Origin of the sequence: Desulforhabdus sp. TSK, assembly GCF_022836495.1 — a bacterium.
In the GTDB taxonomy this organism is placed as follows: Bacteria; Desulfobacterota; Syntrophobacteria; order Syntrophobacterales; family Syntrophobacteraceae; genus Desulforhabdus.
In genome coordinates, this window is the sequence record NZ_BQXM01000008.1 from 47,214 (window position 1) to 70,197 (window position 22,984).

Here is a 22,984-nt window from a genome sequence, read left to right on the forward strand (position 1 = left end):
TAGCCAAAATTTAGGCTTCTCTTTTCAGAGAATCCAGAAGTCTTGTCATCCACTACTCGAAGGAAGCTGCGCTTTCTCCCAAAAAAAGGAAGATCGCCGCCACCTCGAAAAGGGAAGCCTTCTTTGTGAGAAGGAGTAACCGTCTCACTGGAGCGGGCGACGGGATTCGAACCCGCGACCCCAAGCTTGGGAAGCTTGTGCTCTACCAACTGAGCTACACCCGCACGATCCTTGAGACAGAGGGAAACTTAAACGATGTCGTAGGAGTAAGTCAAGCGTTAATTGCTGCCATCTGATCTCTCCATTAAAGAGATGGCGGGATTCTCGAGGACAGAATGAATTTTTTGAGTTTCAGTCGAGCTTTAGAAACCAGCACACCGGCGGAGCGGATTCATTCCTTGTTCTTTCCATTGGCAGGCGCTATGAGTAGTGGAGAGGATGCTCGGTCAGAGTCCCTGGCGGCTGTTGGAAACGATTTTTATCTGTGGGAGTTTAGCGCATGTCTTCTTTTGTCCACCTGCATGTTCATTCTCAGTACAGCCTTCTGGATGGAGCGATCCGCCTGCAGGATCTCCTGGATACGGCGCGCAGCTTCAGCATGCCCGCCGTGACGGTAACGGACCACGGGAATATGTTCGGGGCCCTTGAGTTCTATGAGAAAGCCAAAAAGGCGGGAATGAAGCCCATCATCGGGTGCGAAGTCTATCTCGCTCCCAGGAGCCGTCTCGACCGCCAGAGCCGGAATGAAAACGGCGGGGCCGTGGACGAAGACCGCAACTATCATCTGCTGCTCCTTGCCAGGGATGTCACCGGGTACCAGAACCTCATGAAGCTGGTTTCCTCGGCCTACCTGGAGGGATTCTACTACAAGCCCCGCATCGACAAGGAGATCCTCAGAAAGTGGAGCGAGGGCCTCATCGCCCTCTCGGCCTGCCTGAAGGGGGAGGTCGCCACGCACATCCTCCGCCGCCAGGAGGAGGCCGCACGCAAAGCGGCCCTGGAGTATGCGGAAATCTTCGGCCCCGACAATTTCTACCTGGAGCTCCAGGCCAACGGCATTCCGGAACAGGCCATCGTCAACGAGGGTCTCATTCGCCTGGGGCGTGAATTGGGGCTGCCCCTCGTGGCCACCAACGACTGCCACTACCTGCGCCGCAGCGATGCCCGCGCCCATGAAATCCTTCTCGGCATTCAGACGGGAAAGACCATCCTGGACGAGAAGCGCATGAAGTTCCACACGGACCAGCTCTATTTCAAGTCGCCGGAGGAAATGGTCCAGGAATTCGCTCATGTGCCCGACGCCATCGAAAATACCGTTGCCATCGCCGAGCGCTGCAACCTTGAAATCGATCTGGGGAGCTACCATTTCCCCGTCTTCCCTCTGGACGAAGGGGAGAGCATCGAAGACCGTTTTGAAAAGACCGTCTGGGAAGGATTTGAAAAACGACTCCGGCTGATTCGCAAGAAGCGTCCCGACTTTGGCGCCGAGGAGGAGAAGGAATACCAGGAGCGGTTGCGCTACGAGCTGGATGTCATTCGCCAGATGGGCTTCCCTGCCTATTTTCTCATCGTGGCCGATTTCATCAACTATGCCAAAAACCGGGGCATTCCCGTGGGGCCGGGCCGGGGGTCCGCCGCCGGAAGCCTGGTAGCTTATGTCATGAGCATCACGGACCTGGATCCCATCGAGCATGGTCTCATCTTCGAGCGCTTTCTCAATCTCGAGCGCATCAGCATGCCCGATATCGACGTAGACTTTTGCATTTACGGTCGTGAGGAAGTCTTCAAGTACGTGGCGGAGAAATACGGCAAGGACCGGGTGGCCCAGATCGCCACCTTCGGGACCATGCAGGCCCGGGCCGTCATCCGCGATGTGGGGCGCGCTCTGGCCATGCCCTACAACGAAGTGGACCGTATCGCCAAGCTGATACCGTCCTCCCCGGGGATGACGCTCCAGAAGGCGTTTCAACTGGAGCCACGCCTGGGAGAGCTCCAGCGCGAGGACCCCCAGCTGCGGGAGCTTTTCGAAATCGCTTTCGCTCTCGAAGGACTCACCCGCCATGCCTCCACGCATGCAGCGGGGGTGGTGATGGCCGATAAGCCCATCGTGGAATACATGCCCCTCTACAAGGGGCAGGACGATGAAGTCGTCACGCAATATTCCATGAAGTACGTGGAAAAGGCCGGCCTCATCAAGTTCGACTTTCTGGGCCTGAGGAACCTGACCGTTATCAATAATGCCGTGCAGCTTGTCCGCGAAAATCACCAGGTGGACCTCAACATTGAAGAGCTTCCCCTGGATGACCCGGCCACTTACGAGCTGCTGAGCCGGGCCGATACGACGGGGGTGTTCCAGCTGGAAAGCTCGGGGATGCGCGATATCCTGCTGCGCCTGCGCCCGGAAAACTTCGCCGACATCGTGGCCCTGGTGGCTCTCTACCGTCCCGGTCCCCTGGAAAGCGGCATGGTGGAAAATTACATCCAGGGGAAGCATGGCCAGATCGAAGTCGTGTACGACCTGGAGGAGCTTCGACCCATCCTGGAGCCGACCTACGGTGTCATCCTCTACCAGGAGCAGGTCATGAAGATCGCCAGCGTCCTGGCCAACTACTCCCTGGGTGAGGCCGATATCCTGCGCCGGGCCATGGGAAAGAAGATCCCGGAAGTCATGGCGGCCCAGCGGGATCGGTTCATCACCGGGGCGAAGGAGAACCGGTTCGACCTGGCCAAGGCCAACCATATTTTCGATCTTATGGAAAAATTCGCCGGGTACGGCTTCAACAAGTCGCACAGCGCCGCTTATGCCCTCATCGCTTACCAGACCGCCTACCTGAAGGCGCACTATCCCACCGAATTCATGGCGGCCCTTCTCAACAGCTTCCTCAGCAGTACCGACCAGGTGGTGAAGCTCATCAACGAATGCAATGAGAAGAAGATCGAAATCCTGCCCCCCGACGTCAATGCCAGCAGCAAGGACTTCACGGTGGTGGACGGGAAAATCCGATTCGGTTTGGGCGCTGTCAAGAATGTGGGGGAAACGGCCATTGAGGTTATCCTGGATTCACGGCGGGAACAGGGAGATTTTTCATCCCTGTTCGATTTCTGCCAGCGTGTGGAAACCACCAGGGTCAATCGCCGCGTCCTGGAGCAATTGATCAAGTGCGGGGCTTTCGATTCTCTCCACGCCAACAGGGCGGGAGTCATGGCCGCCCTGGATGCGGCCCTGGAGAAGGCCCAGATCATGCAGCGGGATCGCCAGTCGGGACAGATGAACATGTTTGACCTCCTGCGCTCCAGGCAAAAGACCCCGCCGCAGGCGCTCCCGGATGTGCCGGCCTGGGACAGCCGCATCACCCTGCAGTTCGAAAAGGAAGCCCTCGGCTTCTATATTTCGGGACATCCCCTGGACTTCTATGCCGAGCGGCTGGCTTCCCTGTGCTCTGCCGACACCCAGAGGGTGAGAGAAAAGCTGGAGGGGACCGAAGCTGTCCTGTGCGGCATGCTGAGCGTGATCAAGGAGCTCACCACCAAGAAGGGAGACCGCATGGCCTTTCTCGCCCTGGAGGACAAGGAAGGGATTGTCGAGGTCGTCGCCTTTTCCGAAGCCTTTTCTCAAGCGAGAGACCTGCTGCAGGGGGACGAGCCTCTTGTGGTGATCGGTAAAATCCAGCATGATGAAAAAGGGACAAAAATCATCGCCAACAGCATTCTCACCCTGGATGAGGCGCAGGTGCAGACCGTGGATTCCGTGCGCATTCACCTGCGAGCCGACCATATCGATCGGGATGGACTCAGCCGGCTGCGCCATCTGCTCATGAGCCACCCCGGGGAGTGCAAGACGTTCCTGCATTTGCTGGTGGAGCGGCACGGAGAGGCGGTGATCGCCCTCAATTCGAAGCTGCAGGTGAATCCCACCCGATCCTTTTTCGAGGAGATGGACCAGTATTTTGGGCCCAACAGCAGCGAAGCGGTGTACAAGGTCTGTCACCAATGATTGATGTTGGGGGCAGAGCTGGCGAGCTGACATTCTGATCGGTGCGAAACAATGGCTTCGACACTCATCTATTTTGTGGAAACTCCCTCGGAAAAACAGCGTTTCCTCCTCTGCCGCTGGGTGGATCGCTTTCACGAGGCGGGCAGGAAGGTTCAGGTCCTGGTGGATTCCACGCTGGCGGCCCAGCATCTGGACCAGATGCTGTGGACCTTTGCGCAGGAGAGCTTCATCCCGCACCGGGTGCTCACTTCAAAGGGCTCGGTTGATATCATGGAGCCCGTGGTCATCACGGTCGGTGAAATTGTCGTTCAAGGCTTCCAAATCCTGGTGTGTGACGGACCGCCCCGCCTGGACTTCGCGGCAAAATATCCGGAGGTTGTCCATTTCGTTCTGAGGGATGACCCGGAAAAGAAGCAGGAAAGTCGATTGCTGTGGCAGGCGGCAAAGGATCGGGGGATGGAGCTTCGACACGTTCCCTACGGTGGGGTGGGGGATAATGTGCGACACGCAGTCAAAGGAGGGGAAAGTGCTTGACAACACTTGTTAAACCATTAGAATGGCGCCACTTTGGTAAAGTGGGCTCCAGCCGGTAGCCTTTCAATGTCGAGACGGAGGAGAAGCGCATATGGGTAGGGTTGCTGATAAACTGATTGAACTGCGTGAACGTGAAGCAAAAGTCAAGCAGATGGGCGGCGAAAAGGCCGTGGCCAAAGTGCACGAACAGGGCAAGATGACAGCCCGTGAGCGCTTGGATTACTTCTTCGATCCCGGCACTTTCGTTGAGCTCGATATGTTCATGAAGCATCGAGGCATACTGTTCGGAATCGACAAGGTCGACATTCCCGCCGATGGCGTCATCACGGGCTACGGCTTCGTCAACGGTCGTCAGGTGTTCGCCTTTGCCCAGGATTTTACTGCGCGGGCCGGGACCCTCGGCGAAATGCACGCCAAAAAAATCTGCAAAATCATGGATCTTGCCCTCAAGACCGGTAAACCCTTCGTTGGCTTCAATGATTCAGGTGGAGCCCGCATTCAGGAAGGTGTGGACGCTCTTGCGGGCTACGGAAGCATCTTTTATCGCAATGCCATCTCGTCCGGCGTTATTCCTCAAGTTTCCTCCATCATGGGCCCCTGCGCGGGGGGAGCGGTCTATTCTCCAGCCATGACGGATTTTATCTTCATGACGAAAAAGACCGGTTTGATGTTCATCACGGGTCCGGACGTCATTCGTGCGGTGCTGGGCGAAGTCATCACCCAGGAAGAGCTTGGGGGAGCCATGTCCCACAACTCCAAGAGCGGGGTGGCTCACTTTGCCTGTGAAAATGACGCCGACAACATCGACCAGATCAAGCGCCTCCTGAGTTTTTTCCCCGACAACAACATGGAAGATCCTCCCGTAGTCCAGATGGGCGACAGCCCCACCCGCACCTGCCCCGAACTGGACACCATTATCCCCGACAATCCCATGGGCAGCTATGATGTCAAGCATGTCATTCGAGCCATCGTGGACAGCGGGGATTTCATGGAAGTTCACGAGCATTACGCCCAGAACATGGTCGTGGGTTTTGCCCGCATGAACAACAAGAGCATCGGGATCATCGCCAACCAGCCCAAGGTGCTCGCCGGCTGTCTGGATGTGGATTCCTCCGATAAGGCCACCCGTTTCATCCGCTTCTGCGACGCCTTCAATATCCCCATGCTGACCATTGCCGATGTTCCCGGTTACCTGCCCGGCAAGAACCAGGAATGGGGCGGCATCATCCGCCACGGAGCCAAGCTGCTGTGGTGCTACTCCGAAGCGACCGTGCCCAAGATCACCCTCGTCCTTCGCAAAGACTACGGTGGTTCTTACCTGGCCATGTGCTCCAAGGATCTCGGCGGGGATATCACCCTTGCCTGGCCAACGGCTGAAATCGCGGTGATGGGGGCGGAAGGCGCCGCCAATGTCATTTTCCGCAAAGAAATTTCTGAAGCGGAAAATCCTGAAGCCAAGCGCCAGGAGATCATCGAGGATTACAAGAATGCCCTCTGCAATCCTTACATCGCGGCGTCGCGTGGTTACATCGATGCGGTCATCATGCCTTCTGAAACCCGTCCCCGCCTGATCCAGGCCTTCGAAATGCTGTCCACCAAGCGCGTGTCCCTGCCGCCCAAGAAGCATGGGAACATTCCCATGTAAGTCTCAAGAAGGAAGAGGGGAAGAGAGGAAACGGTCCGTCGCCAGGTCGACGGATATTTCGATACCTCCCTTCCCGTCCTGATGCAGGCAGGATGAGCATAGGTTGGAGAGGAGCCCGTTTTCCCACCCTGGAAGATGGGCTCCTCTGTTTTGGAAAGGGGTTCCATGCCCGAGAAATATCGTCTGCCCATTCATGACTGGCTTGTGGAACTGAGGCGCGCTTTCCATCAGTATCCCGAGCTGGGCTACAAGGAAGAGAAAACGGCATCACGCATCGCGGAGGTGCTGCAACGGTTGGGAGTCCCCTTCCAGGAGGGAGTGGGTGGAACAGGGGTCGTGGCCTGGCTCGAAAGCGGCCGCCCCGGTCCCACCCTGGCCCTGCGTGCAGACATGGACGCGCTTCCCCTGACGGAATGCACGGGGCTTCCTTTTGCATCGGTACACCCGGGTGCCATGCATGCCTGCGGACATGACGCTCACATGACGATCGCTCTCGGAACCATCCGCCGACTTCTGGACCTGGAATGGAGGCATACGGGGCGTGGGAAGATCCTGTTTTTCTTCCAACCGGCCGAGGAGGGAGGGGGCGGGGCGCTGGCCATGCTGCAGGAAGGGATCCTGGAGCGGGCAGCCGAGCCCATCCAGGCCATCTTCGCCGGGCACCTGCATCCCGAGCTGCCCGTGGGACAGGTCGGGATGACGCCCGGCGTCAGCAACGCCGCCTGTGATACCCTCTCCATTCGACTGACGGGAACGGGGGGGCACGGAGCGCATCCCGACCTCTGTATCGATCCCATCGTGGCGGGAGCATTCCTGGTGACGCAGCTGCAGACCATCATCAGCCGCAGCGTTTCCCCCATTGAAAGTGCTGTGGTGACCATCGGATGTTTTCACGGCGGCACAGCCCACAACATCATTCCTCATGAAGCCTGCCTGGAGGGTACCCTGAGGACCCTCAATAGCGACACCCGCGCCCTGGTGCTGCAGCGCCTGGAGGATGTACTGAAGGGAGCGGAGATCGCTCACGGGGTTACGGCGGAACTGAAAATCGACCCCGGCTACCCCCCGGTAGTCAACGATTCAAAAATTCTGGAATATGTTCTGGGGCGGACACGGAGGCTCCTGGGGGAAGATGGTGTGCGCCTGGAGCCTCCCAGCATGGGCGCCGAGGATTTCGCCTATTTCCTCCAAAAAATACCGGGCACTCTCATCCGTCTGGGCTGCCACGACCCGAAGGAAGGATTCACCCATGGACTCCATTCACCCTATTTCAGCTTTGACGAGGATGTTCTCGATGTGGGGGTCCAACTTTTCGTGGATCTGCTGACACACTTTGAGGAAAATCATGCTCTGTCGGAGGAAAACTGAGACGCTGTCCTGAAATGTGTCTCCTGGAGGGGACGGCCTGCCGGAGGCAGACCTCGCCGGGGTCTCAAGCGGCTGCCCCACTGGGTGTATCCTCCCGTATATCGAAGCGGCAGCCGGCGATGAGAAAATAGAAGGTTTCTTCATCCGGGTCCATCTGGAGGTATCGGGTGAGCTCATAATAAGCCAGCTTCCCGAACCGGGCCTTCAGTCCGCGATGTGTGGCGCGGCAGTAGAGCGCTTCCCCCTGGGCGACCGTCAGTGTCTCGGCCTTCAGCGGCTCCCTCCGCCCGTCTGCAAGCTCGATTTCCACACGGTACAGCTCACCATTCGAGTCCGCTTCCACATGCACGCAATGCACCCACAACGGCGCATCCTCTACCTGGACGGGATGCACTTCTCCTTCACACCGGATGAAATAACGGCCGTTTTTCTCGTCGAGGCATCGGCTCAGGAAGCGAAAGAGCTCGGGGTCCGTGACCGGGTTCCCCTCACAGCTCCACTCTCCGTGCGCGTCGACGGCATAGTGATAGAGGTGCTGCTGGTGCGGATCAGACATGAAATGCATTTCCCCTTGTTCCGGTGCGACGTCCCTCCGGCGCTGTCGTCACGGCGCTCGTTCCTTATTGAGTACTGATCCAGAATAATCCCGAAGCACGGGGATGCAAAGGCTTCATTTTGTAGAATATCATGACTTTTTGGGACAATTTCATAATGTTGCGATCGGATCTCCAGATTTCCTCCTTCGGTGGAAATGACAGCGCTCCATTTCGAGGCCCTCTGGAGGGTACATGCGGCCGGGTTTCCATGCCTGCAGGTCCTCAAAAATTCCTTTGACAAACCTCGGCCGTGTGAATAAAAAGATCCGCGAACTATGGAATAGAACATTTCCAAGGTGCCCGTAAGGGAGAATAGGGAACCGGGTGAGAATCCCGGGCGGTCCCGCCACTGTAACCGGTAGTCCACCTCGTATCCACCGTCCGTCGTCCCCTCGTGGCAAGGCAGGCGGGAAGGGAGGTTCGGACGATCCAAGCCGGGAGCCAGGAGACCTGCCTGGAAATGTATGAGCACAACCCTTGAGGTTGTTGTGAAGTGTTCATGGATGATGGAAAAGTCCATGCCGATTTCGGCATGGACTTTTTTTTTATCCCAAAGAGACACGGTGCAGATGTACGGACTGGTTTTGCCAGGAACCATCAGGGCGGAGAAAGGAATTTCATGACCCAGTTGACTCAAGCGCTTGAGGGAAAAATCACGCCGGAAATGGAACAGGTAGCGGAAAGGGAGGGCGTCACGCCCGAACAGGTGAGGCAGGGGGTTGCCGAGGGAACCATTGTCATACCCTGCAACCATCGGCGCAGGGGCGGGATTCCTGCCGGGATGGGGAGAGGCCTGCGGACCAAGGTGAGTGCGAGCGTGGGGCTCTACGGCGCGGAAGCCGGTATCCATGTCGAGGTCGAAAAAATTCGGGCCGCGGTTGCCGCGGGAGCCGATGCCGTCATGGACCTGAGCGTCAGTGGAGACATTGACGCCATGCGCCGCCGGACCCTGTCCGTTACCCCTACACCCGTGGGGACCCTTCCCCTCTATCAAGCCATCGCGGAAGCAGCGGAAAAATATGCGTCTCCCGTGCAGATGACGGTGGACGACCTCTTCGAGGTCATCGAGCGCCAGGCCGCCGATGGAGTGGATTTTCTGGCGATGCACTGCGGCACGACCATGGATATCGTGCAGCGGGCAAAGAGCGAGGGCCGCATCGATCCCCTGGTGAGCTACGGCGGTTCTCACCTCATCGGCTGGATGCTCTATAACCAGCGGGAAAATCCCCTTTACCAGCACTATGACCGTGTACTGGAAATTGCCCGCAAATATGATGTCACGGTCAGTCTCGCCGACGGCATGCGGCCGGGATGTGTGGCCGATTCCCTCGACGGCGCCCAGGTCCACGAACTGGTGATCCTCGGGGAACTGGTGCGGCGGGCACGGGAGGCCGGGGTTCAGATCATGGTGAAAGGGCCGGGGCATGTTCCCCTGAACCATATCGAAGCAACGGTCACGCTCCAGAAGAGCCTCTGCAGGGGAGCCCCCTACTTTGTCTTTGGTCCCGTCGTGACGGACATTGCCGCGGGCTATGATCACATCAGCGCCGCCATCGGGGGGGCAATGGCGGCCTGGGCGGGAGCCGAGCTCATCTGCACCGTCACTGCCGCCGAGCACATGGGCCTTCCGGACGCCGCACAGGTACGGGAAGGGGTCATCGCCGCACGCATCGGCGCTCATGCGGCGGACCTGGCCCGGGGGCTTCCCGGCGCTGCCGATTGGGATCTGCGGCTTTCCCGGGCGCGAAAGGAGCTGGACTGGGATGCGCAGCTCGCCCTGGCGATGGATCCCGAGCGCGCCGGGAAGCTCAGAAGGGAGCGGAGCGGGGAATCTTCTTCCGGATGCGCCATGTGCGGAAAATATTGTGCGATGAAAGTCGTGTCCCAATATTTGGGAACTTCGGAGGGATCTTGCTGACTGGAAACATCTCCCTAACGCCTGACAGCTAATGCCTAACAGTTTACAGCTAAGACCTTACAGCTAACACCTCATTCTCGATGCAAGAAAGGACGAACCCATGACTCAGGTGTCGGCGGCCCGCGCAGGCCGCATCACTCCGGAAATGGAAAGTGTGGCTCGGCAGGAAAACGTGGACGTCGATTTGATTCAGTCTGGAGTGTCTGCAGGGAACATCGTCATTCCCAGGAATATCCGGAGAAAACCATTTCAATGCTGCGGCATCGGGCAGGGGCTGCGCATCAAAGTGAACACCCTCATCGGCACTTCCAGCGATCGAGACGACATTCGGATGGAGGCGCGCAAGCTTGCCCTTGCCCGACAGGCGGGGGCCGATGCCGTCATGGACCTGAGCACCGGCGGAGATATCGACGCCGTCCGGCGCCAGACCCTCTCCCAGGCGGACATGCCTGTGGGAAGCGTGCCCATCTACCAGTGTGCCGTCGAGGCCATCGAGAAGCGGGGAAGCGTGGTGGCCATGAAAGAGGACGATATGTTTGCCGCCGTTGAAAAACAGGCCCAGGAGGGCGTGGACTTCATGGCGATTCACTCTGCCTTGAACTTCCAGGTCATCCAGCGCCTCAAGAACACCGGCCGGGTCACGGACGTGGTGAGTCGCGGCGGAGCCTTCCTCACGGGCTGGATGCTCCACAACGGCAAAGAAAATCCCCTGTATGAGCAGTTCGACCGCCTCCTGGAAATCCTGAAGCGCTACGATGTGACCCTGAGCCTGGGAGACGCCATCCGGCCCGGCGCCACGGCGGACTCCCTGGATGGGGCGCAGCTGCAGGGGATGATCATCGCCGGCGAACTGACGGCCAGGGCCCATGCGGCGGGAGTCCAGGTCATGGTGGAGGGGCCCGGACACGTTCCCATGCACCATGTCCGGGCGACCATGCTCCTTCAGAAACGCTTGTGCCATGGCGCACCCTATTTTGTCCTGGGAACCCTGGCGACCGACGTTGCTCCCGGCTACGACCACATCACTTCAGCCATCGGCGGGGCCATAGCCGGTGCGGCCGGCGCCGACTTTCTGTGCAATGTCACGCCGGCGGAGCATCTCGGCCTTCCGACGGAAGAGGACGTCAGGGATGGAATCATCGCCGCCCGTATTGCCGCGCATGCGGCCGACCTGGCGAGAGGCAACAGGCAGGCATTGGCGAGGGACCTGGAAATGGCCCGCGCCCGCGTGGCGTTGAACCTGGATCGGCAGGTCGGCCTTTCCCTCGACCCCGAAAAGGTGAGAGCCCTGGCTGGAGGGGACGGAAACGGCCATTCCTGCGCCGTCTGCGGCTCCCAATGTGCAGCCCGGGTGGCGGCTGAGTACTTCGGAATCGCCTGAAGCGGGACAGACTGACTGAGCCGGCTGAAAGTGCAGGTGATATTTATTCTATGAAATCAAGCGGGAGGAATTCGAATGGGAGCATTACTTCGGGCCACGCTGGAGGGAATCGGACCTGCCAGCGCCGACTGGCGCCGGAAGGCCGGAGAGTACCTGAACAATCTGGCCATTCCCCAGGGGAGCCTGGGAGATCTCTTAGTTCTGGCGGAGCAGCTGGCTGCCGTCAAGGAGAGCCTGAAGCCGTCCGTAACGCAGAAGGCAGTGGTGACCATGGCGGGGGACCACGGAGTCGTGGAAGAGGGAGTGAGTGCTTTTCCCCAGGCGGTCACTCCCCAGATGGTGGCCAACTTCGTGGCGGGAGGTGCGGCCATCAATGTTCTGGCAGGGGTTGCGGGGGCTCGCGTCGTCGTGGTGGATATGGGAATGGCCAGTGATCTGGATGCTTCCTTCGGGGATAAGGTCATCTTCCGCAAAATGGGCTATGGAACACAGAATATAGCGCGAGGCCCGGCCATGACTCGCGAACAGGCGGTCAAATCCATCGAGAGCGGCATTGAGATCGCGGGCCATCTGGTGCGGGAAGGTGTCGAGCTCCTCGCCACGGGGGATATGGGCATAGGGAATACGACGCCCAGCAGCGCCATCCTGGCGGCCCTTTCCGGTCGGTCGGCCCGGGAGGTGACGGGGAGGGGCACAGGGATCGGCGATGCATCCCTGGAGAACAAAATTGCCGTCATCGACAGGGCACTGAAAGTGAACCGGCCCGATCCCGGGGATCCTCTGGATGTCCTGGCCAAGGTGGGTGGATTCGAGATCGGTGGCATTGCCGGTCTGATCCTGGGGGCGGCTTACTGCAAAACGCCTGTCATTGTGGATGGATTCATTTCTTCGGCGGGGGCGCTCCTCGCCAAAAAGCTGGCCCCCGCTTCCCTCGATTACATGATCGCCGCACACCAGTCCCTGGAATTCGGACACCGGGTCATGCTGGAGGAATTAGAGCTGAAGCCTCTGTTGAACCTCAATCTCCGCCTGGGAGAGGGGACCGGGGCCGCCCTGGCTATGAACATCGTGGAATCGGCAGCCCAGGTGATCGGCAGGATGCTCACCTTCGAAGATGCCGGAGTGTGCAGAAGGTCCTGAGGGCACATGCGTCAGCGCCGCCACAGAAGGCGGCGCTGACGCTATGCTCGAAGCTGGGGATTCGAGCGTTTCTCCATGGGGCATCAGTACAGGAAATCGACGGCCAGGATGCTTTCACAGAGGGCTTTCACCTTGCCGAGGACGACCACATGGTCCGGGTGCACCTGGTAGCGCTTCATGGCTTCCAGATCGTCGAAGCTGGAAACCAGGCAAAAGTCGTAGGACCGTTCCGAGTGAATGATGTCCCGCCCGAATTCGTATCCCTTGATCTCGGGAATGACGGCGGGCAAACGCCCGAGGCCCTGCTCCAGGTCGGCAATGCCCTCGTCCGTGGCGCTTTTGTTGAATTTCATGAAAACGACGTGTTTGAGCATGGTTCGTCTCCTTGTGGAGGTGGTGTGTGTGAAAAAGACCACTCCTGATTTGTCTTTATCAGCGAAAGTCAGCGCACATCAGCGTTTTCAGCGTCCCATTGTTCTCATCCCGCCGGGCCGATCCCTACGATGACTGGCCCGCTTTGCTTTCGCGCAGTCGGCGCATATCCCCGATGCGGATGGTGACCCTCTGCATATCGAAGTATTCGAGCAGGGGAATCGTATACTTGCGGCTGGCCCCGGTCATCTCCTTGAACTGGGGCGTGGAGATCTCTCCATGCTCCTTGAGAAAAGCCACCAAACGCTCCTGAAGATCGCTCAAAGCGTAGGTGTGGAAGTATAGATCTTCCTTGGTCTTGGCAATGATGCCCTTGGAAATCATCCACTGGAGCACGTCCTGGTGCTGGCGCGGGGTTCCCGGAAGCTTTTCGGCCACATCCTTGAAGAAAGGCGGTTGGAGTCCCCCCTCGCGGAAGGCCTTTTCAATTTTCTCGCGGATGGCTTCTTCGTCCCGGGTCAGGTCGACCTTGTGGGTCATCAGGCGGACCCACTCCATTTCCTGGGCCAGCACGTCCTGTTCCGCCAGGTGGCGCAAGACGAAATTGTAGAGCTTCACGTCAACGGGCCGGGGCAGCTGGGCCGAAAGCTCCTCCTTGAGCATACCGGTCTTCAGGGGGAATTTTTGGTGGTAATCCGTGAGCTGCTCCACGATGGCCTGCTTCAGCTGCTCCATGGATTCGGGATGGAGGAGCTTCCGGTTCTCCTTGTCATAAAGGATGACCTGCTTCTGGCTGATGAATCGTTGGAGGGCCTTTTCCAGCAGTTTGGGGGAGACGTTGGCGCGCACCTGGAGCTCGTGCTCCGTGAGCCCTGTCCAGCCGGCGTCGAGTATGTGCCAGAGGATGATGTCGGTTTCGGCACCGTCCAGGAGGGTTTTCAGGGCGACAGCGGCTTCCCGCTTGTCATGGCCCTTATGCTTGCGCGGGAGGGGATGCAGGATGGTTCCGCCTCCCACCGTCTGGACGGGCGAGTAGGAGCGCAGCACGAACCGGTCGCCTCGCAGCGCCGCCACGGGATGGTCCAGGCGAATCTGCACGAAGGCGCTTTCGGCCGGCAGGAGCTCCTCGCGATCGAGAAGAATCACGGTGCCGAGGTGCTCGGCGGTTCCCGTGTGGAACCGTACCTTCGCCCGGTGCTTCAGGGGGCGGGGGGCGCTCTTGAGCAGGTCGAGGTAGACGTCCACCATGTGGGTGGCCACAAGAGAGCCGGGTGTCGCCACCACGTCTCCCCGCTGAATGATGGCCCGTTCGATGCTCTGGAGATTGATGGCGGTACGCCGGCCCGGAAGGACTTCCTCCACCTCCTGGCCGTGCACCTGCAACCCGCGTACCTTCGTCTTGTGCCCGGGGGGGTAGATCATGACGGGATCCCCGATGTGGAGCTTTCCCGCCGTGCTGGTACCCGTCACGACGGTTCCGAAGCCTTTCATGGTAAACACCCGGTCCACGGAAAGGCGGAAAGGGCCGTCGGGGCTGCGTGCCTCCACGGTTTCAACCAGCCGGGTCAGGGCATCCTTCAGCTCGGGAATGCCTTCTCCCGTAACGGCTGAAACGGGTAAAATGGGCGATCCTTCCAGAAAAGTTCCCTTGAGGAACTGAGCGACATCCTCCTGGACCATTTCGATCCAGTCCGGGTCTTCCACCATGTCGATTTTCGTGAGGACCACAAGACCCTTTTTGACGCGAAGCAACTGGCAGATTTCCATATGTTCGCGCGTCTGGGGCATGACCCCCTCGTCGGCGGCGATGACCAGGGCCACCAGGTCGATGCCCGTGGCCCCGGCGACCATGTGCTTGACGAAGCGCTCATGTCCGGGCACATCCACGATTCCCAGCCGGTCTCCATTGGGAAGCTCCAGATGTGCGAACCCCAGCTCGATGGTGATGCCCCGGAGTTTTTCCTCCTTGAGGCGATCCGTATCGATGCCCGTCAGAGCCCGAATGAGGGACGTTTTCCCATGGTCGATATGGCCTGCAGTGCCCAATATTACTTGCTTCATCAGCGCGCCTTTTCACTTCATAACGGGAAATGTACAGTTCTTATACAGTGCTTATAAGGATGCATAAACGAAGGTAACTTAGCAGAACAGTCCCTGTCAGTTCAAGCCTTTCCATGCAGACTATTGTTGAGCCGTCCCCTGTGCTGTAGACTTGCCTCCCAGCGATGTGTCCATGGATCCGCATCGTCGTAAACGTTCCATTTTCTCCCAGGCAGAACAGGGGTTACGGCCGGGAAATGTTTTGACATCACCTTGTAGTTAATATACTTTTCCAAGGTTTAGACACAAGGGAGAGACGCCATGAGTTTCAATATCGCTCAGCACAGCCGAATGTATCGTTTGCCGCCCTATGTTTTTGCCCAGGTCAATGCGCTCAAGATGGAGCGCCGCAGGGCGGGGGAAGACATCATCGATTTGGGGATGGGAAATCCCGACCTGCCGACCCCCAGGCACATCATCGAGAAGTTGGTGGAGGCGGCCCGGAAGCCGCACAATCATCGTTACTCCGCCTCACGCGGCATCACGAAGCTGCGGGAAGGGGTCGCCGAATGGTACAAGCGGCGCTACGACGTGGATATCGATCCCGAATGCGAATCCGTCGTGACCATTGGAGCCAAGGAAGGGCTCTCACACCTGGTGCTCGTCCTGGTGAGCCCGGGGGACGTCGTCTTCGCCCCGAGCCCGACGTATCCCATTCATCCCTATTCAGCCATCATCGCGGGGGGAGACGTCCGGTCGATTCCCATCGGTGCGGGGCGCAATTTTCTGGAGGACCTCCAAAACGCCACCCGGCAGACGTGGCCGCGTCCCAAGCTGCTCATCATCTCCTATCCTCACAACCCCACCACGGAGGTCGTGGATCTGGACTTCTTTGCCAAAATCGTAGATTTTGCCAAAGAAAATAACATAATGGTCATTCATGACCTGGCCTATGCCGATCTCACCTTCGACGGGTACAAGGCCCCCAGTTTTCTCCAGGTGCCGGGCGCCAAAGACGTGGGAGTAGAATTCTTTTCCATGTCCAAAAGCTACAGCATGGCGGGCTGGAGGGTCGGCTTCTGTGTGGGGAATGCCGAAATGGTTGCGGCCCTCACCCGCATCAAGAGCTACCTGGATTACGGGGTCTTCCAGCCCATCCAAATCGCTGCCACGGTAGCCCTCAAAGGGGATCAGTCCTGTGTGGACGAGATTGTGTCCGTTTACAAGTCCAGGAGGGACGTCCTGGTGGACGGCCTCAATCGCGTCGGCTGGCCGACAGAAAAACCCAAGGGGACCATGTTCGTGTGGGCGCACATTCCCGAGGCCTTCCGGCACATGGGTTCCGTGGAATTTTCCAAGTATTTGATCCAGGAGGGGAAAGTGGCCGTTTCCCCCGGCCTTGGGTTTGGTGAATACGGGGACGAGTACGTGCGGTTTGCTCTCGTGGAAAACGAAATGCGGACAAAGCAGGCCATTCGCGGTCTCCGGCGCGCTTTGCAGAAATAGAGCAGGAGCAGGACCGCTTTCTCCATGGAGGCGGTCACAACGGAACTCTTCAAACCATGTGAGGGTGAGATGCGAGCCATTGGAATCGGATTGATCGGTTGGGGCACGGTAGGTTGCGGAGTCATCCAAACCCTGCGTGACAACGCAGAAGCTATAGAAAACCGCCTGGGAGCTCCCCTCAAGCTCCTGCGGGTGGCGGACCTGGATCTCGATCGTCCCCGTCCGGTGGCTGTGCCTTCCGAACTGCTCACGACGCGGGCCGAAGAGATCATGAACGACCCCGAGATCCACATCGTGGTGGAGCTCATGGGCGGCCTGGGTGCGGCCAGAACCTTCATCCGGCAGGCCCTGGAAAATAAGAAGTATGTCGTCACCGCCAACAAGGCGCTTCTCGCTCATCATGGCAATGAGCTCTTCGATATCGCCCGTCAGAACGGTCGCGCCATTGGGTTCGAGGCGTCCGTGGGCGGGGGGATTCCCATCATCAAGTCCCTTCGGGAAGGGCTTGCTGGAAACCGCATCGACACGATTTTCGGCATCCTCAACGGTACGGCCAATTACATCCTGACCCGCATGACGGAGGGGGGACTCGATTTTGACGCCGCCCTGGGGGAAGCTCAGGCCAAGGGGTATGCCGAAGCCGACCCGGCCCTTGACATCGAGGGAACGGACGCGGCCCACAAGCTTGCCATCGCCAGCGCTCTTTCCTTTGGGACTCCTATTCAGTTCGATGCCGTCTATACGGAAGGGATCAGCCGCATCGATCCCCTCGATGTTCAGTTCGGTGAGGAATTCGGGTATCGCCTGAAGCTCCTCGCCATCGGCAGAAACACCAATGGCCGTGTGGGAATGCGGGTTCACCCCACTTTCATTCCCAAGGACCACATTCTGGCGGGGGTGAGCGGGGCGTACAATGCGGTGCACATCCACGGAAATTCTGTCGGGAATATAATGCTCTACGGCATGGGCGCCGGGATGCTGCCCACGGGAAGCGCCGTGGTGAGCGATCTCATGGATATCGCTCGGGACATCCTGGCGGAGACTCCCCCGCGCATCGCCCCACTGGCATTCCTTCCCGACCGGCTGAAGGAAATTCCCTTGAAGCCCATTTCGGACATATCCACCTGCTACTATTTCCGTTTTTCCGCCCTGGATCGCCCGGGTGTGTTGTCGAAAATTTCCGGGATCCTGGGAGCCAACGAAATCAGCATCTCCGCCGTCATTCAGAAGGGGCGGGAAACGGAAGGCTCCGTCCCCATCGTCATGGTCACACACGAAGCTGTGGAGGCCAACGTGCGCAAGGCATTGGAAGAAATAGACCGTTTGGACATGGTGCTGGCTCCGACGCAGCTCATCCGTATCGAAAACCATGAGACGCAGGCGGACGATTGATCGGCGATTCCTGGATCCAGACGCTGCCATTCGAGAGAAAAATGAATTGTAAATATATCATTCTGGTGGGTGACGGGATGGGAGACTATCCCCTGGAGGAACTTGGAGGGAAAACCCCGCTGGAGGTGGCGCGGACTCCCTATATGGACGAGCTGGCGCTCCGGGGGCGCATGGGTATGGCACGCACCGTGCCCGAATCCATGGAGCCTGGGAGTGATGTGGCCAATATGAGTCTCCTGGGGTATGACCCCGCGGTTTATCACACGGGGCGGGCTCCCCTGGAAGCGGCCAGCATGGGGGTTCAGCTGGATCCCCGGGACGTGGCCTTTCGCTGCAACCTGGTGACCCTGGAAAAGGATGAAGCCGGAATCGTGCGCATGCTGGATTATTCCGCAGGGCACATCACCACGGGGGAGGCGCGTGAACTGGTGGATTCCCTGCAGCAGGCCGTGGCCGGCAGTCCCCTGAAGCTCTATCCGGGCGTGAGCTATCGGCACCTGCTCGTGTGGCCGGGAGGGCGTGAAGATTTGACGACAACCCCTCCCCACGACATTTCCGGGGAGCCCGCAGCCCCGCACCAGGAGGTCTATCGGTCGGAGTCCGTTCTATTGGACTTCACCGAGCGGGCGGAGGGGATACTGGCGGACCACCCCGTGAATCGCAGGCGGGTGTCCGAGGGCAAGCGCCCTGCCAACGCCGTCTGGCTCTGGGGGCAGGGAAGGGCGCCGTCCATTCCCACACTGAAGGAAAAGGCGGGGCTGACGGGGGCTATGATTTCGGCGGTGGACCTCCTGAAGGGGCTGGGAGTCTATGCCGGGCTCGACCCCATCGCGGTACCCGGGGCGACGGGCTACCTGGACACCAACTATGCCGGGAAAGTGAGCGCCGCTCTGAAGGCCCTCGAGACCGGCGACTATGTCTACGTGCACATTGAAGCCCCCGATGAAGCCAGCCATGAAGGGAGCCTCTCCAAAAAGATTGAAGCCATCGAGGCTTTCGATGCCCGGGTCGTCGGACCGATAGCCGGAGGGGCGAAAGCCCTGGGCCGGGTCAACCTGCTCATCGTGACGGATCACCTGACTCCCATCCACAAGCGGACTCACGTGGGTGATCCCGTGCCGTTCCTACTGGTGGAAGACCTGAATGATGCTCCAAGTCGCCGTGCTGCGGGGGAGGCATTCTGCGAGCGGGTCGCTCGCCAGGCGGGTTGGGAATTGCCGAGTGGGGTGGAGCTCTTTGAGCATTTTGTCGGATTGACCTCTCGAAAGGCGTGATACCCTGTGAAAGCCCGGCTTTTTCCTGCCGCGGTCGGGGTTTCCCCCTGTTTTTTCAAGGAAAGCAATGATCGTAAAGACAAATATCCGAGTCATCTATGGCGATACGGACGCCATGGGGCAGGCCTACCACAGCAACTACCTGAAGTGGTTTGAGGTGGGACGCGCCGAGTGGTTTCGAGCCTCCGGCAAGACCTACCGGGAATTGGAAGAGGAAGGCATTTACCTGCCCGTGGTGGAGGCACACTGCTCCTATCTCAAGCCGGCCTTTTACGACGATTTGATCACCGTCGCCACGGAGTTTTCCTTTGCCGGACCTGCACGCTTGAGGTTCGAATATGTGATTTCGAGAGAGGATGATCTCCTCACCCGAGGCTACACCGTCCATGTCTGCGTGAACCGGGATCGAAAGGTTATGAAACCCCCTGAGTTTCTCCGCACCCTCCTGGATGCTGCGAGGGAAACCCTTTGACGGGCGGCTCCCCGGTTTTTTCTCTTTAAATTCTATCCATAGCTGTCAACAGGATACTCATGATTATTTATCCCGCAATTGACCTGAAGGACGGGCTGTGCGTGCGCCTCATGCAGGGCGATCCGGACCGTGCCACCATCTATGGGCGAGACCCCGTGGCTGTCGCTCGGCGCTGGGAAGGGGAGGGAGCTGAATGGCTCCATGTGGTGGACCTGGACGGAGCCTTTGCCAAGGCTCCCAAGAACCGTGAGATCATCGCATCCATCGCCCGGTCCATCTCCATCCCTGTCCAGGTGGGGGGGGGTATACGCAATCTGGAGACCATCGAGGAATACCTTGCCCTGGGAGTAGAGCGGGTGATCCTGGGCACGGCTGCTCTGCGGGACCCGAAGATCCTCCATGAAGCCTGCCGGCGCCACCCCCACCGCATCGCCCTGGGCATCGATGCTCGTGACGGACAGGTGGCTGTGGAAGGCTGGAAAGAAACCACCGGAACGGACGCCATTGCATTCGTGCAACGGTTTGCCCATCTCGATCTGGCGGCCGTGATTTTTACGGACATTCATCGGGACGGAATGCAGTCCGGGGTAAACGTCGAATCCACGCGACGCATGTTGGAGGCGACCCGCCTGCCCGTCATCGCGTCGGGAGGCGTGGCTACCCTGGCGGACGTGGAAGCCCTGCTCCCATTGGTGCCCCTCGGGCTTCTCGGCGTCATCACAGGCCGGGCCATTTACAACGGGACCCTCATCCTGGGTGAAGCCATAGCCCGGCTGAAATCCCATATGAAAGACGGTGGACCCATGGAAACCGGCTCCACGCCCAAATGATTGAAGGGAGGCAGAACGATGGCACTCATGCAGGATATCGAGGGAATGCTCAAAGAGGCCATGCGCCAGAAAGACGAAAACAAGCGCAATGCGGTCCGGCTGCTTCTCACAGCCATAAAGAACAAGGAAAAAGAGCTGCGAAGGCTCCCTGACGATGCCGAGATTCAGCAGATCATCGGCTCACAGATTAAGCAGCGGCGGGACTCCGTCGAGCAGTTCACGAAGGCTGGTCGGGGCGAGCTGGCAGCCAGGGAGGAGGCCGAGATCGAGACGCTCCGGTCTTTTCTCCCCGAAGCCCTTTCGCCGGAGGCTCTGAGTCAAATCATCGATGAAGCCATCGCCGAAGTGGGCGCTCAATCCGCCAGGGAAATGGGCAAGATCATGAAAGTCCTCATGCCCAAAGTGGTGGGACGGGCCGACGGCAAGCAGGTGAATGAACTGGTGCGGCAGAAGCTGCAGGGGTGAGCTGCATAGGCTGCTTTACGCCGGCGAACACCTGAATCCGGTCTGCTGCAATTAAATCCATGATAACATTTCGATTTTCTTTGATAAGCGACTTCCATCCCGCCTGGTACAGGAAAAATCCCCTTGATTTGAACGAACTGAACGGATAAAAATCACAAGTTTGACGCGAATGTCAGTCTTGGTTGGAACTGTCTCTTTTCTTTCAGGGAGTAAGCCGTCTCAGGTGAGTGTCTCGGATGTCGCCTCCTTGGTGAAGCAGACTGTAGATATTGTTGACGTTGTCGGTCAGGTTGTCCCCTTGCGGCGAGCCGGCCATCGTCATGTGGGGCTTTGTCCTTTTCATCAGGAAAAGACTCCCTCGTTCCAGGTCGATGCGGAAAACCAGCTCTACTACTGCTTCGGCTGCGGCAGCGGCGGGGACGTTCTGAGCTTTGTGATGCGCTACCAGAACGTATCCTTTGGAGATGCCCTGCGGTATTTGGCGGACCGGTATCATATCGTTTTACCCGAAAAGGGTGATCCTCGCACCCTTGGGGCTGGGGGTGCGGATGCAGCGCGGAAGCAACGGGAGATGCTTTTCAGCGTCCTGCGAACTGCGGCGGATTTCTTTTATCGGCAGCTGCATCACAGCTCCGCCGGGAAAATCGCCAGGGACTATCTGCAGAGGCGGCAGTTGCCGCAGAGCGTCGTGGAGGCTGAAAAGCTCGGGTATGCTGCAGCGGAGTGGGATGGGCTGCTGGGGCATTTGACGAGCCTGGGCGTTGATCCGGAACTGGGGGTGGCGGCCGGGTTACTGGCAAAGAGCTCCAAAGATTCCAAGAAACTATACGACCGGTTTCGCAATCGCCTCATCTTTCCCATTGTGGATGAGCAGGAACGGGTAGTGGGCTTCGGGGGGAGGGCGCTTTCCGACCATCTCGAGGGAGAGCCCAAGTATCTCAACAGTCCCGAAACCGCAGTGTATCACAAGGGCCGGATGCTCTACCAGATCCCGCGTGCCAGGGAGGCGTGCCGCCGGAACCGGCAGGTGGTGCTGGTGGAAGGGTACATGGATCTCCTGGCATTTCACGCCCAGGGATTCTACCGGGTGACTGCGACCCTGGGGACCGCCCTCACTCCTCAGCAAGTGCGCATCCTCGGCCGCATGGCCGATGAAGTCGTCCTGGCCTACGATGGGGATGACGCTGGGGAAAAGGCCATGATGCGGGCGTTGCCCCTTTTCCTCCAGGAAGAGGTGGCTGTCAGCTGCATCCGGTTTCCCGATGGCCTGGATCCGGATGATTTCCTGAAGAGAGAAGGGCTGAGCGGGTTCGAACACCTGTTGCAGGGGCGCAGGGACCTGGGGGGGTATGCCCTCCGCAAAATTCTCGACGGCTGGGATGGAAGCTCCGTTGGTAAAGCCAAAGTACTGAAGGATCTGCAGCCCCTTTTTTCGGCGGTCCGCCAGCCCGTATTGCGGTCGGAATATCTGCGTCTGGTGGCAGATCGTCTTTCCCTTTCGGAGGAAATCATTGAGCGGCAATGGCTGCACGGCAGCCGCACTGGAGCCGGACCATCCCGCGCTCCCCGGAGGAGATCGTTTCAGCCGCGGGCTCCTCAAGCACAAACCCTGGAAGAGCGTATCGTGCGATTGATGGTGCATCATCCGGAGTTGATACCCGATGTGGCCGCTTCGGAAGCGGTGGGCCATTTTCAGGAAGCCGGATTGAAAACCCTTGCCGAGGTGATCCTGGGCTCGCCGCACCCTCCCGACCATCCCTTCCAGGCGACCAGGGTTTATGACGGTTTGACGGATCCTGGATTGCAGGAGCTTTTCACGCGTCTTCTCCTGGAGGAGTGCGGGCTGGAGGAGCCCCGGGTGCAGTTGACGGACTGGTTGGAGATGGTCCTCAGGCGCAGGATCAAGCAGGAAAATGACCATTTGAACGAAGCCCTCCGCCAGGCGGATCAAGATGGGGACCTGTCGCGGATGCTGGATATTTTATCGAAAAAAGTTCAAAGTCTTAAACCACCCGGGAAGGGTGAGGGACCCATTGGATAACGTTTGGGGAGAGAGA

17 protein-coding genes, 1 tRNA gene and 1 riboswitch are annotated in these 22,984 nt (G+C 58.9%); of the genes, 14 read left to right on the top strand and 4 right to left on the bottom strand.

Going from position 1 to position 22,984, the window contains the following annotated elements:
• Window positions 1-148: 148 nt before the first annotated feature.
• A tRNA-Gly gene (locus MWC30_RS06615) sits at window positions 149-224 on the bottom strand.
• Window positions 225-499: 275 nt separating this feature from the next.
• On the opposite strand from MWC30_RS06615, the gene dnaE reads away from it, so the two are divergent.
• From dnaE to MWC30_RS06635, 4 genes are all read left to right on the top strand, one after another.
• Entirely contained in the window at window positions 500-3,994 is a 3,495-nt protein-coding gene (gene dnaE / locus MWC30_RS06620; protein WP_244083374.1) for a DNA polymerase III subunit alpha, read from the top strand.
• Between the two features lie 51 nt (window positions 3,995-4,045).
• Window positions 4,046-4,528, top strand: coding sequence for a DNA polymerase III subunit chi (locus MWC30_RS06625; protein WP_244083375.1), 483 nt, complete (start codon window positions 4,046-4,048; stop codon window positions 4,526-4,528).
• Between the two features lie 91 nt (window positions 4,529-4,619).
• Window positions 4,620-6,173: an acyl-CoA carboxylase subunit beta gene (locus MWC30_RS06630; RefSeq protein ID WP_244083376.1), complete on the top strand. Its 1,554-nt coding sequence runs from the start codon at window positions 4,620-4,622 to the stop codon at window positions 6,171-6,173.
• A gap of 165 nt (window positions 6,174-6,338) precedes the next feature.
• Window positions 6,339-7,541: a M20 family metallopeptidase gene (locus MWC30_RS06635; protein WP_244083377.1), complete on the top strand. Its 1,203-nt coding sequence runs from the start codon at window positions 6,339-6,341 to the stop codon at window positions 7,539-7,541.
• 64 nt (window positions 7,542-7,605) lie between these two features.
• Here the strand turns inward: MWC30_RS06635 and MWC30_RS06640 are convergent, their stop codons facing one another.
• Window positions 7,606-8,097, bottom strand: coding sequence for a DUF1285 domain-containing protein (locus tag MWC30_RS06640; protein ID WP_244083378.1), 492 nt, complete (start codon window positions 8,095-8,097; stop codon window positions 7,606-7,608).
• A gap of 317 nt (window positions 8,098-8,414) precedes the next feature.
• Window positions 8,415-8,610: riboswitch (cobalamin riboswitch) on the top strand.
• A 146-nt stretch (window positions 8,611-8,756) separates the two neighbouring features.
• Between MWC30_RS06640 and thiC the strand changes: the two genes are divergently transcribed.
• From thiC to cobT, 3 genes are all read left to right on the top strand, one after another.
• Entirely contained in the window at window positions 8,757-10,055 is a 1,299-nt protein-coding gene (thiC, locus tag MWC30_RS06645) for a phosphomethylpyrimidine synthase ThiC (RefSeq protein WP_244083379.1), read from the top strand.
• Between the two features lie 100 nt (window positions 10,056-10,155).
• Window positions 10,156-11,436: a B12 lower ligand biosynthesis ThiC-like protein BzaB gene (gene bzaB / locus MWC30_RS06650; RefSeq protein WP_244083380.1), complete on the top strand. Its 1,281-nt coding sequence runs from the start codon at window positions 10,156-10,158 to the stop codon at window positions 11,434-11,436.
• Between the two features lie 75 nt (window positions 11,437-11,511).
• A complete protein-coding gene (gene cobT / locus MWC30_RS06655) occupies window positions 11,512-12,576 on the top strand; it encodes a nicotinate-nucleotide--dimethylbenzimidazole phosphoribosyltransferase (RefSeq protein WP_244083381.1) in 1,065 nt (354 codons plus the stop codon).
• Between the two features lie 83 nt (window positions 12,577-12,659).
• Here cobT and MWC30_RS06660 read toward each other — a convergent pair whose 3' ends face one another.
• Both MWC30_RS06660 and selB read right to left on the bottom strand, forming a co-directional pair.
• Window positions 12,660-12,950 carry a Dabb family protein gene (locus tag MWC30_RS06660; RefSeq protein ID WP_244083382.1) on the bottom strand — a complete coding sequence of 97 codons (291 nt, stop codon included), beginning with the start codon at window positions 12,948-12,950 and terminating at the stop codon, window positions 12,660-12,662.
• A gap of 124 nt (window positions 12,951-13,074) precedes the next feature.
• A complete protein-coding gene (gene selB / locus MWC30_RS06665) occupies window positions 13,075-15,009 on the bottom strand; it encodes a selenocysteine-specific translation elongation factor (protein ID WP_244083383.1) in 1,935 nt (644 codons plus the stop codon).
• A 312-nt stretch (window positions 15,010-15,321) separates the two neighbouring features.
• Between selB and MWC30_RS06670 the strand changes: the two genes are divergently transcribed.
• From MWC30_RS06670 to dnaG, 7 genes are all read left to right on the top strand, one after another.
• Window positions 15,322-16,494, top strand: a complete 1,173-nt coding sequence (locus MWC30_RS06670; protein ID WP_368860812.1) for an aminotransferase class I/II-fold pyridoxal phosphate-dependent enzyme — start codon at window positions 15,322-15,324, stop codon at window positions 16,492-16,494.
• A 69-nt stretch (window positions 16,495-16,563) separates the two neighbouring features.
• Window positions 16,564-17,886, top strand: a complete 1,323-nt coding sequence (locus MWC30_RS06675) for a homoserine dehydrogenase (protein WP_244083385.1) — start codon at window positions 16,564-16,566, stop codon at window positions 17,884-17,886.
• 41 nt (window positions 17,887-17,927) lie between these two features.
• Window positions 17,928-19,160, top strand: a complete 1,233-nt coding sequence (locus MWC30_RS06680) for a cofactor-independent phosphoglycerate mutase (RefSeq protein WP_244083386.1) — start codon at window positions 17,928-17,930, stop codon at window positions 19,158-19,160.
• Between the two features lie 67 nt (window positions 19,161-19,227).
• Window positions 19,228-19,632 (top strand): thioesterase family protein, encoded by a 405-nt coding sequence (locus tag MWC30_RS06685; RefSeq protein ID WP_244083387.1) that lies wholly within the window; start codon window positions 19,228-19,230, stop codon window positions 19,630-19,632.
• A 59-nt stretch (window positions 19,633-19,691) separates the two neighbouring features.
• A complete protein-coding gene (hisA, locus tag MWC30_RS06690) occupies window positions 19,692-20,462 on the top strand; it encodes a 1-(5-phosphoribosyl)-5-[(5-phosphoribosylamino)methylideneamino]imidazole-4-carboxamide isomerase (RefSeq protein WP_244083388.1) in 771 nt (256 codons plus the stop codon).
• Between the two features lie 18 nt (window positions 20,463-20,480).
• Window positions 20,481-20,927 (top strand): GatB/YqeY domain-containing protein, encoded by a 447-nt coding sequence (locus tag MWC30_RS06695; protein WP_244083389.1) that lies wholly within the window; start codon window positions 20,481-20,483, stop codon window positions 20,925-20,927.
• A gap of 223 nt (window positions 20,928-21,150) precedes the next feature.
• Window positions 21,151-22,968 carry a DNA primase gene (gene dnaG / locus MWC30_RS06700; protein WP_244083390.1) on the top strand — a complete coding sequence of 606 codons (1,818 nt, stop codon included), beginning with the start codon at window positions 21,151-21,153 and terminating at the stop codon, window positions 22,966-22,968.
• Window positions 22,969-22,984: the final 16 nt, after the last annotated feature.

What these genes read in the sequence shown, in the direction of transcription:
- MWC30_RS06660 (WP_244083382.1), bottom strand. Translation starts at nt 12,950, where the DNA reads ATGCTCAAACACGTCGTTTTCATGAAATTCAACAAAAGCGCCACGGAC.
- MWC30_RS06635 (WP_244083377.1), top strand. Translation starts at nt 6,339, where the DNA reads ATGCCCGAGAAATATCGTCTGCCCATTCATGACTGGCTTGTGGAACTG.
- bzaB (WP_244083380.1), top strand. Translation starts at nt 10,156, where the DNA reads ATGACTCAGGTGTCGGCGGCCCGCGCAGGCCGCATCACTCCGGAAATG.
- thiC (WP_244083379.1), top strand. Translation starts at nt 8,757, where the DNA reads ATGACCCAGTTGACTCAAGCGCTTGAGGGAAAAATCACGCCGGAAATG.
- cobT (WP_244083381.1), top strand. Translation starts at nt 11,512, where the DNA reads ATGGGAGCATTACTTCGGGCCACGCTGGAGGGAATCGGACCTGCCAGC.
- dnaE (WP_244083374.1), top strand. Translation starts at nt 500, where the DNA reads ATGTCTTCTTTTGTCCACCTGCATGTTCATTCTCAGTACAGCCTTCTG.
- MWC30_RS06640 (WP_244083378.1), bottom strand. Translation starts at nt 8,097, where the DNA reads ATGTCTGATCCGCACCAGCAGCACCTCTATCACTATGCCGTCGACGCG.
- hisA (WP_244083388.1), top strand. Translation starts at nt 19,692, where the DNA reads ATGATTATTTATCCCGCAATTGACCTGAAGGACGGGCTGTGCGTGCGC.
- MWC30_RS06625 (WP_244083375.1), top strand. Translation starts at nt 4,046, where the DNA reads ATGGCTTCGACACTCATCTATTTTGTGGAAACTCCCTCGGAAAAACAG.
- selB (WP_244083383.1), bottom strand. Translation starts at nt 15,009, where the DNA reads ATGAAGCAAGTAATATTGGGCACTGCAGGCCATATCGACCATGGGAAA.
- MWC30_RS06630 (WP_244083376.1), top strand. Translation starts at nt 4,620, where the DNA reads ATGGGTAGGGTTGCTGATAAACTGATTGAACTGCGTGAACGTGAAGCA.
- MWC30_RS06695 (WP_244083389.1), top strand. Translation starts at nt 20,481, where the DNA reads ATGGCACTCATGCAGGATATCGAGGGAATGCTCAAAGAGGCCATGCGC.
- MWC30_RS06675 (WP_244083385.1), top strand. Translation starts at nt 16,564, where the DNA reads ATGCGAGCCATTGGAATCGGATTGATCGGTTGGGGCACGGTAGGTTGC.
- MWC30_RS06680 (WP_244083386.1), top strand. Translation starts at nt 17,928, where the DNA reads ATGAATTGTAAATATATCATTCTGGTGGGTGACGGGATGGGAGACTAT.
- MWC30_RS06685 (WP_244083387.1), top strand. Translation starts at nt 19,228, where the DNA reads ATGATCGTAAAGACAAATATCCGAGTCATCTATGGCGATACGGACGCC.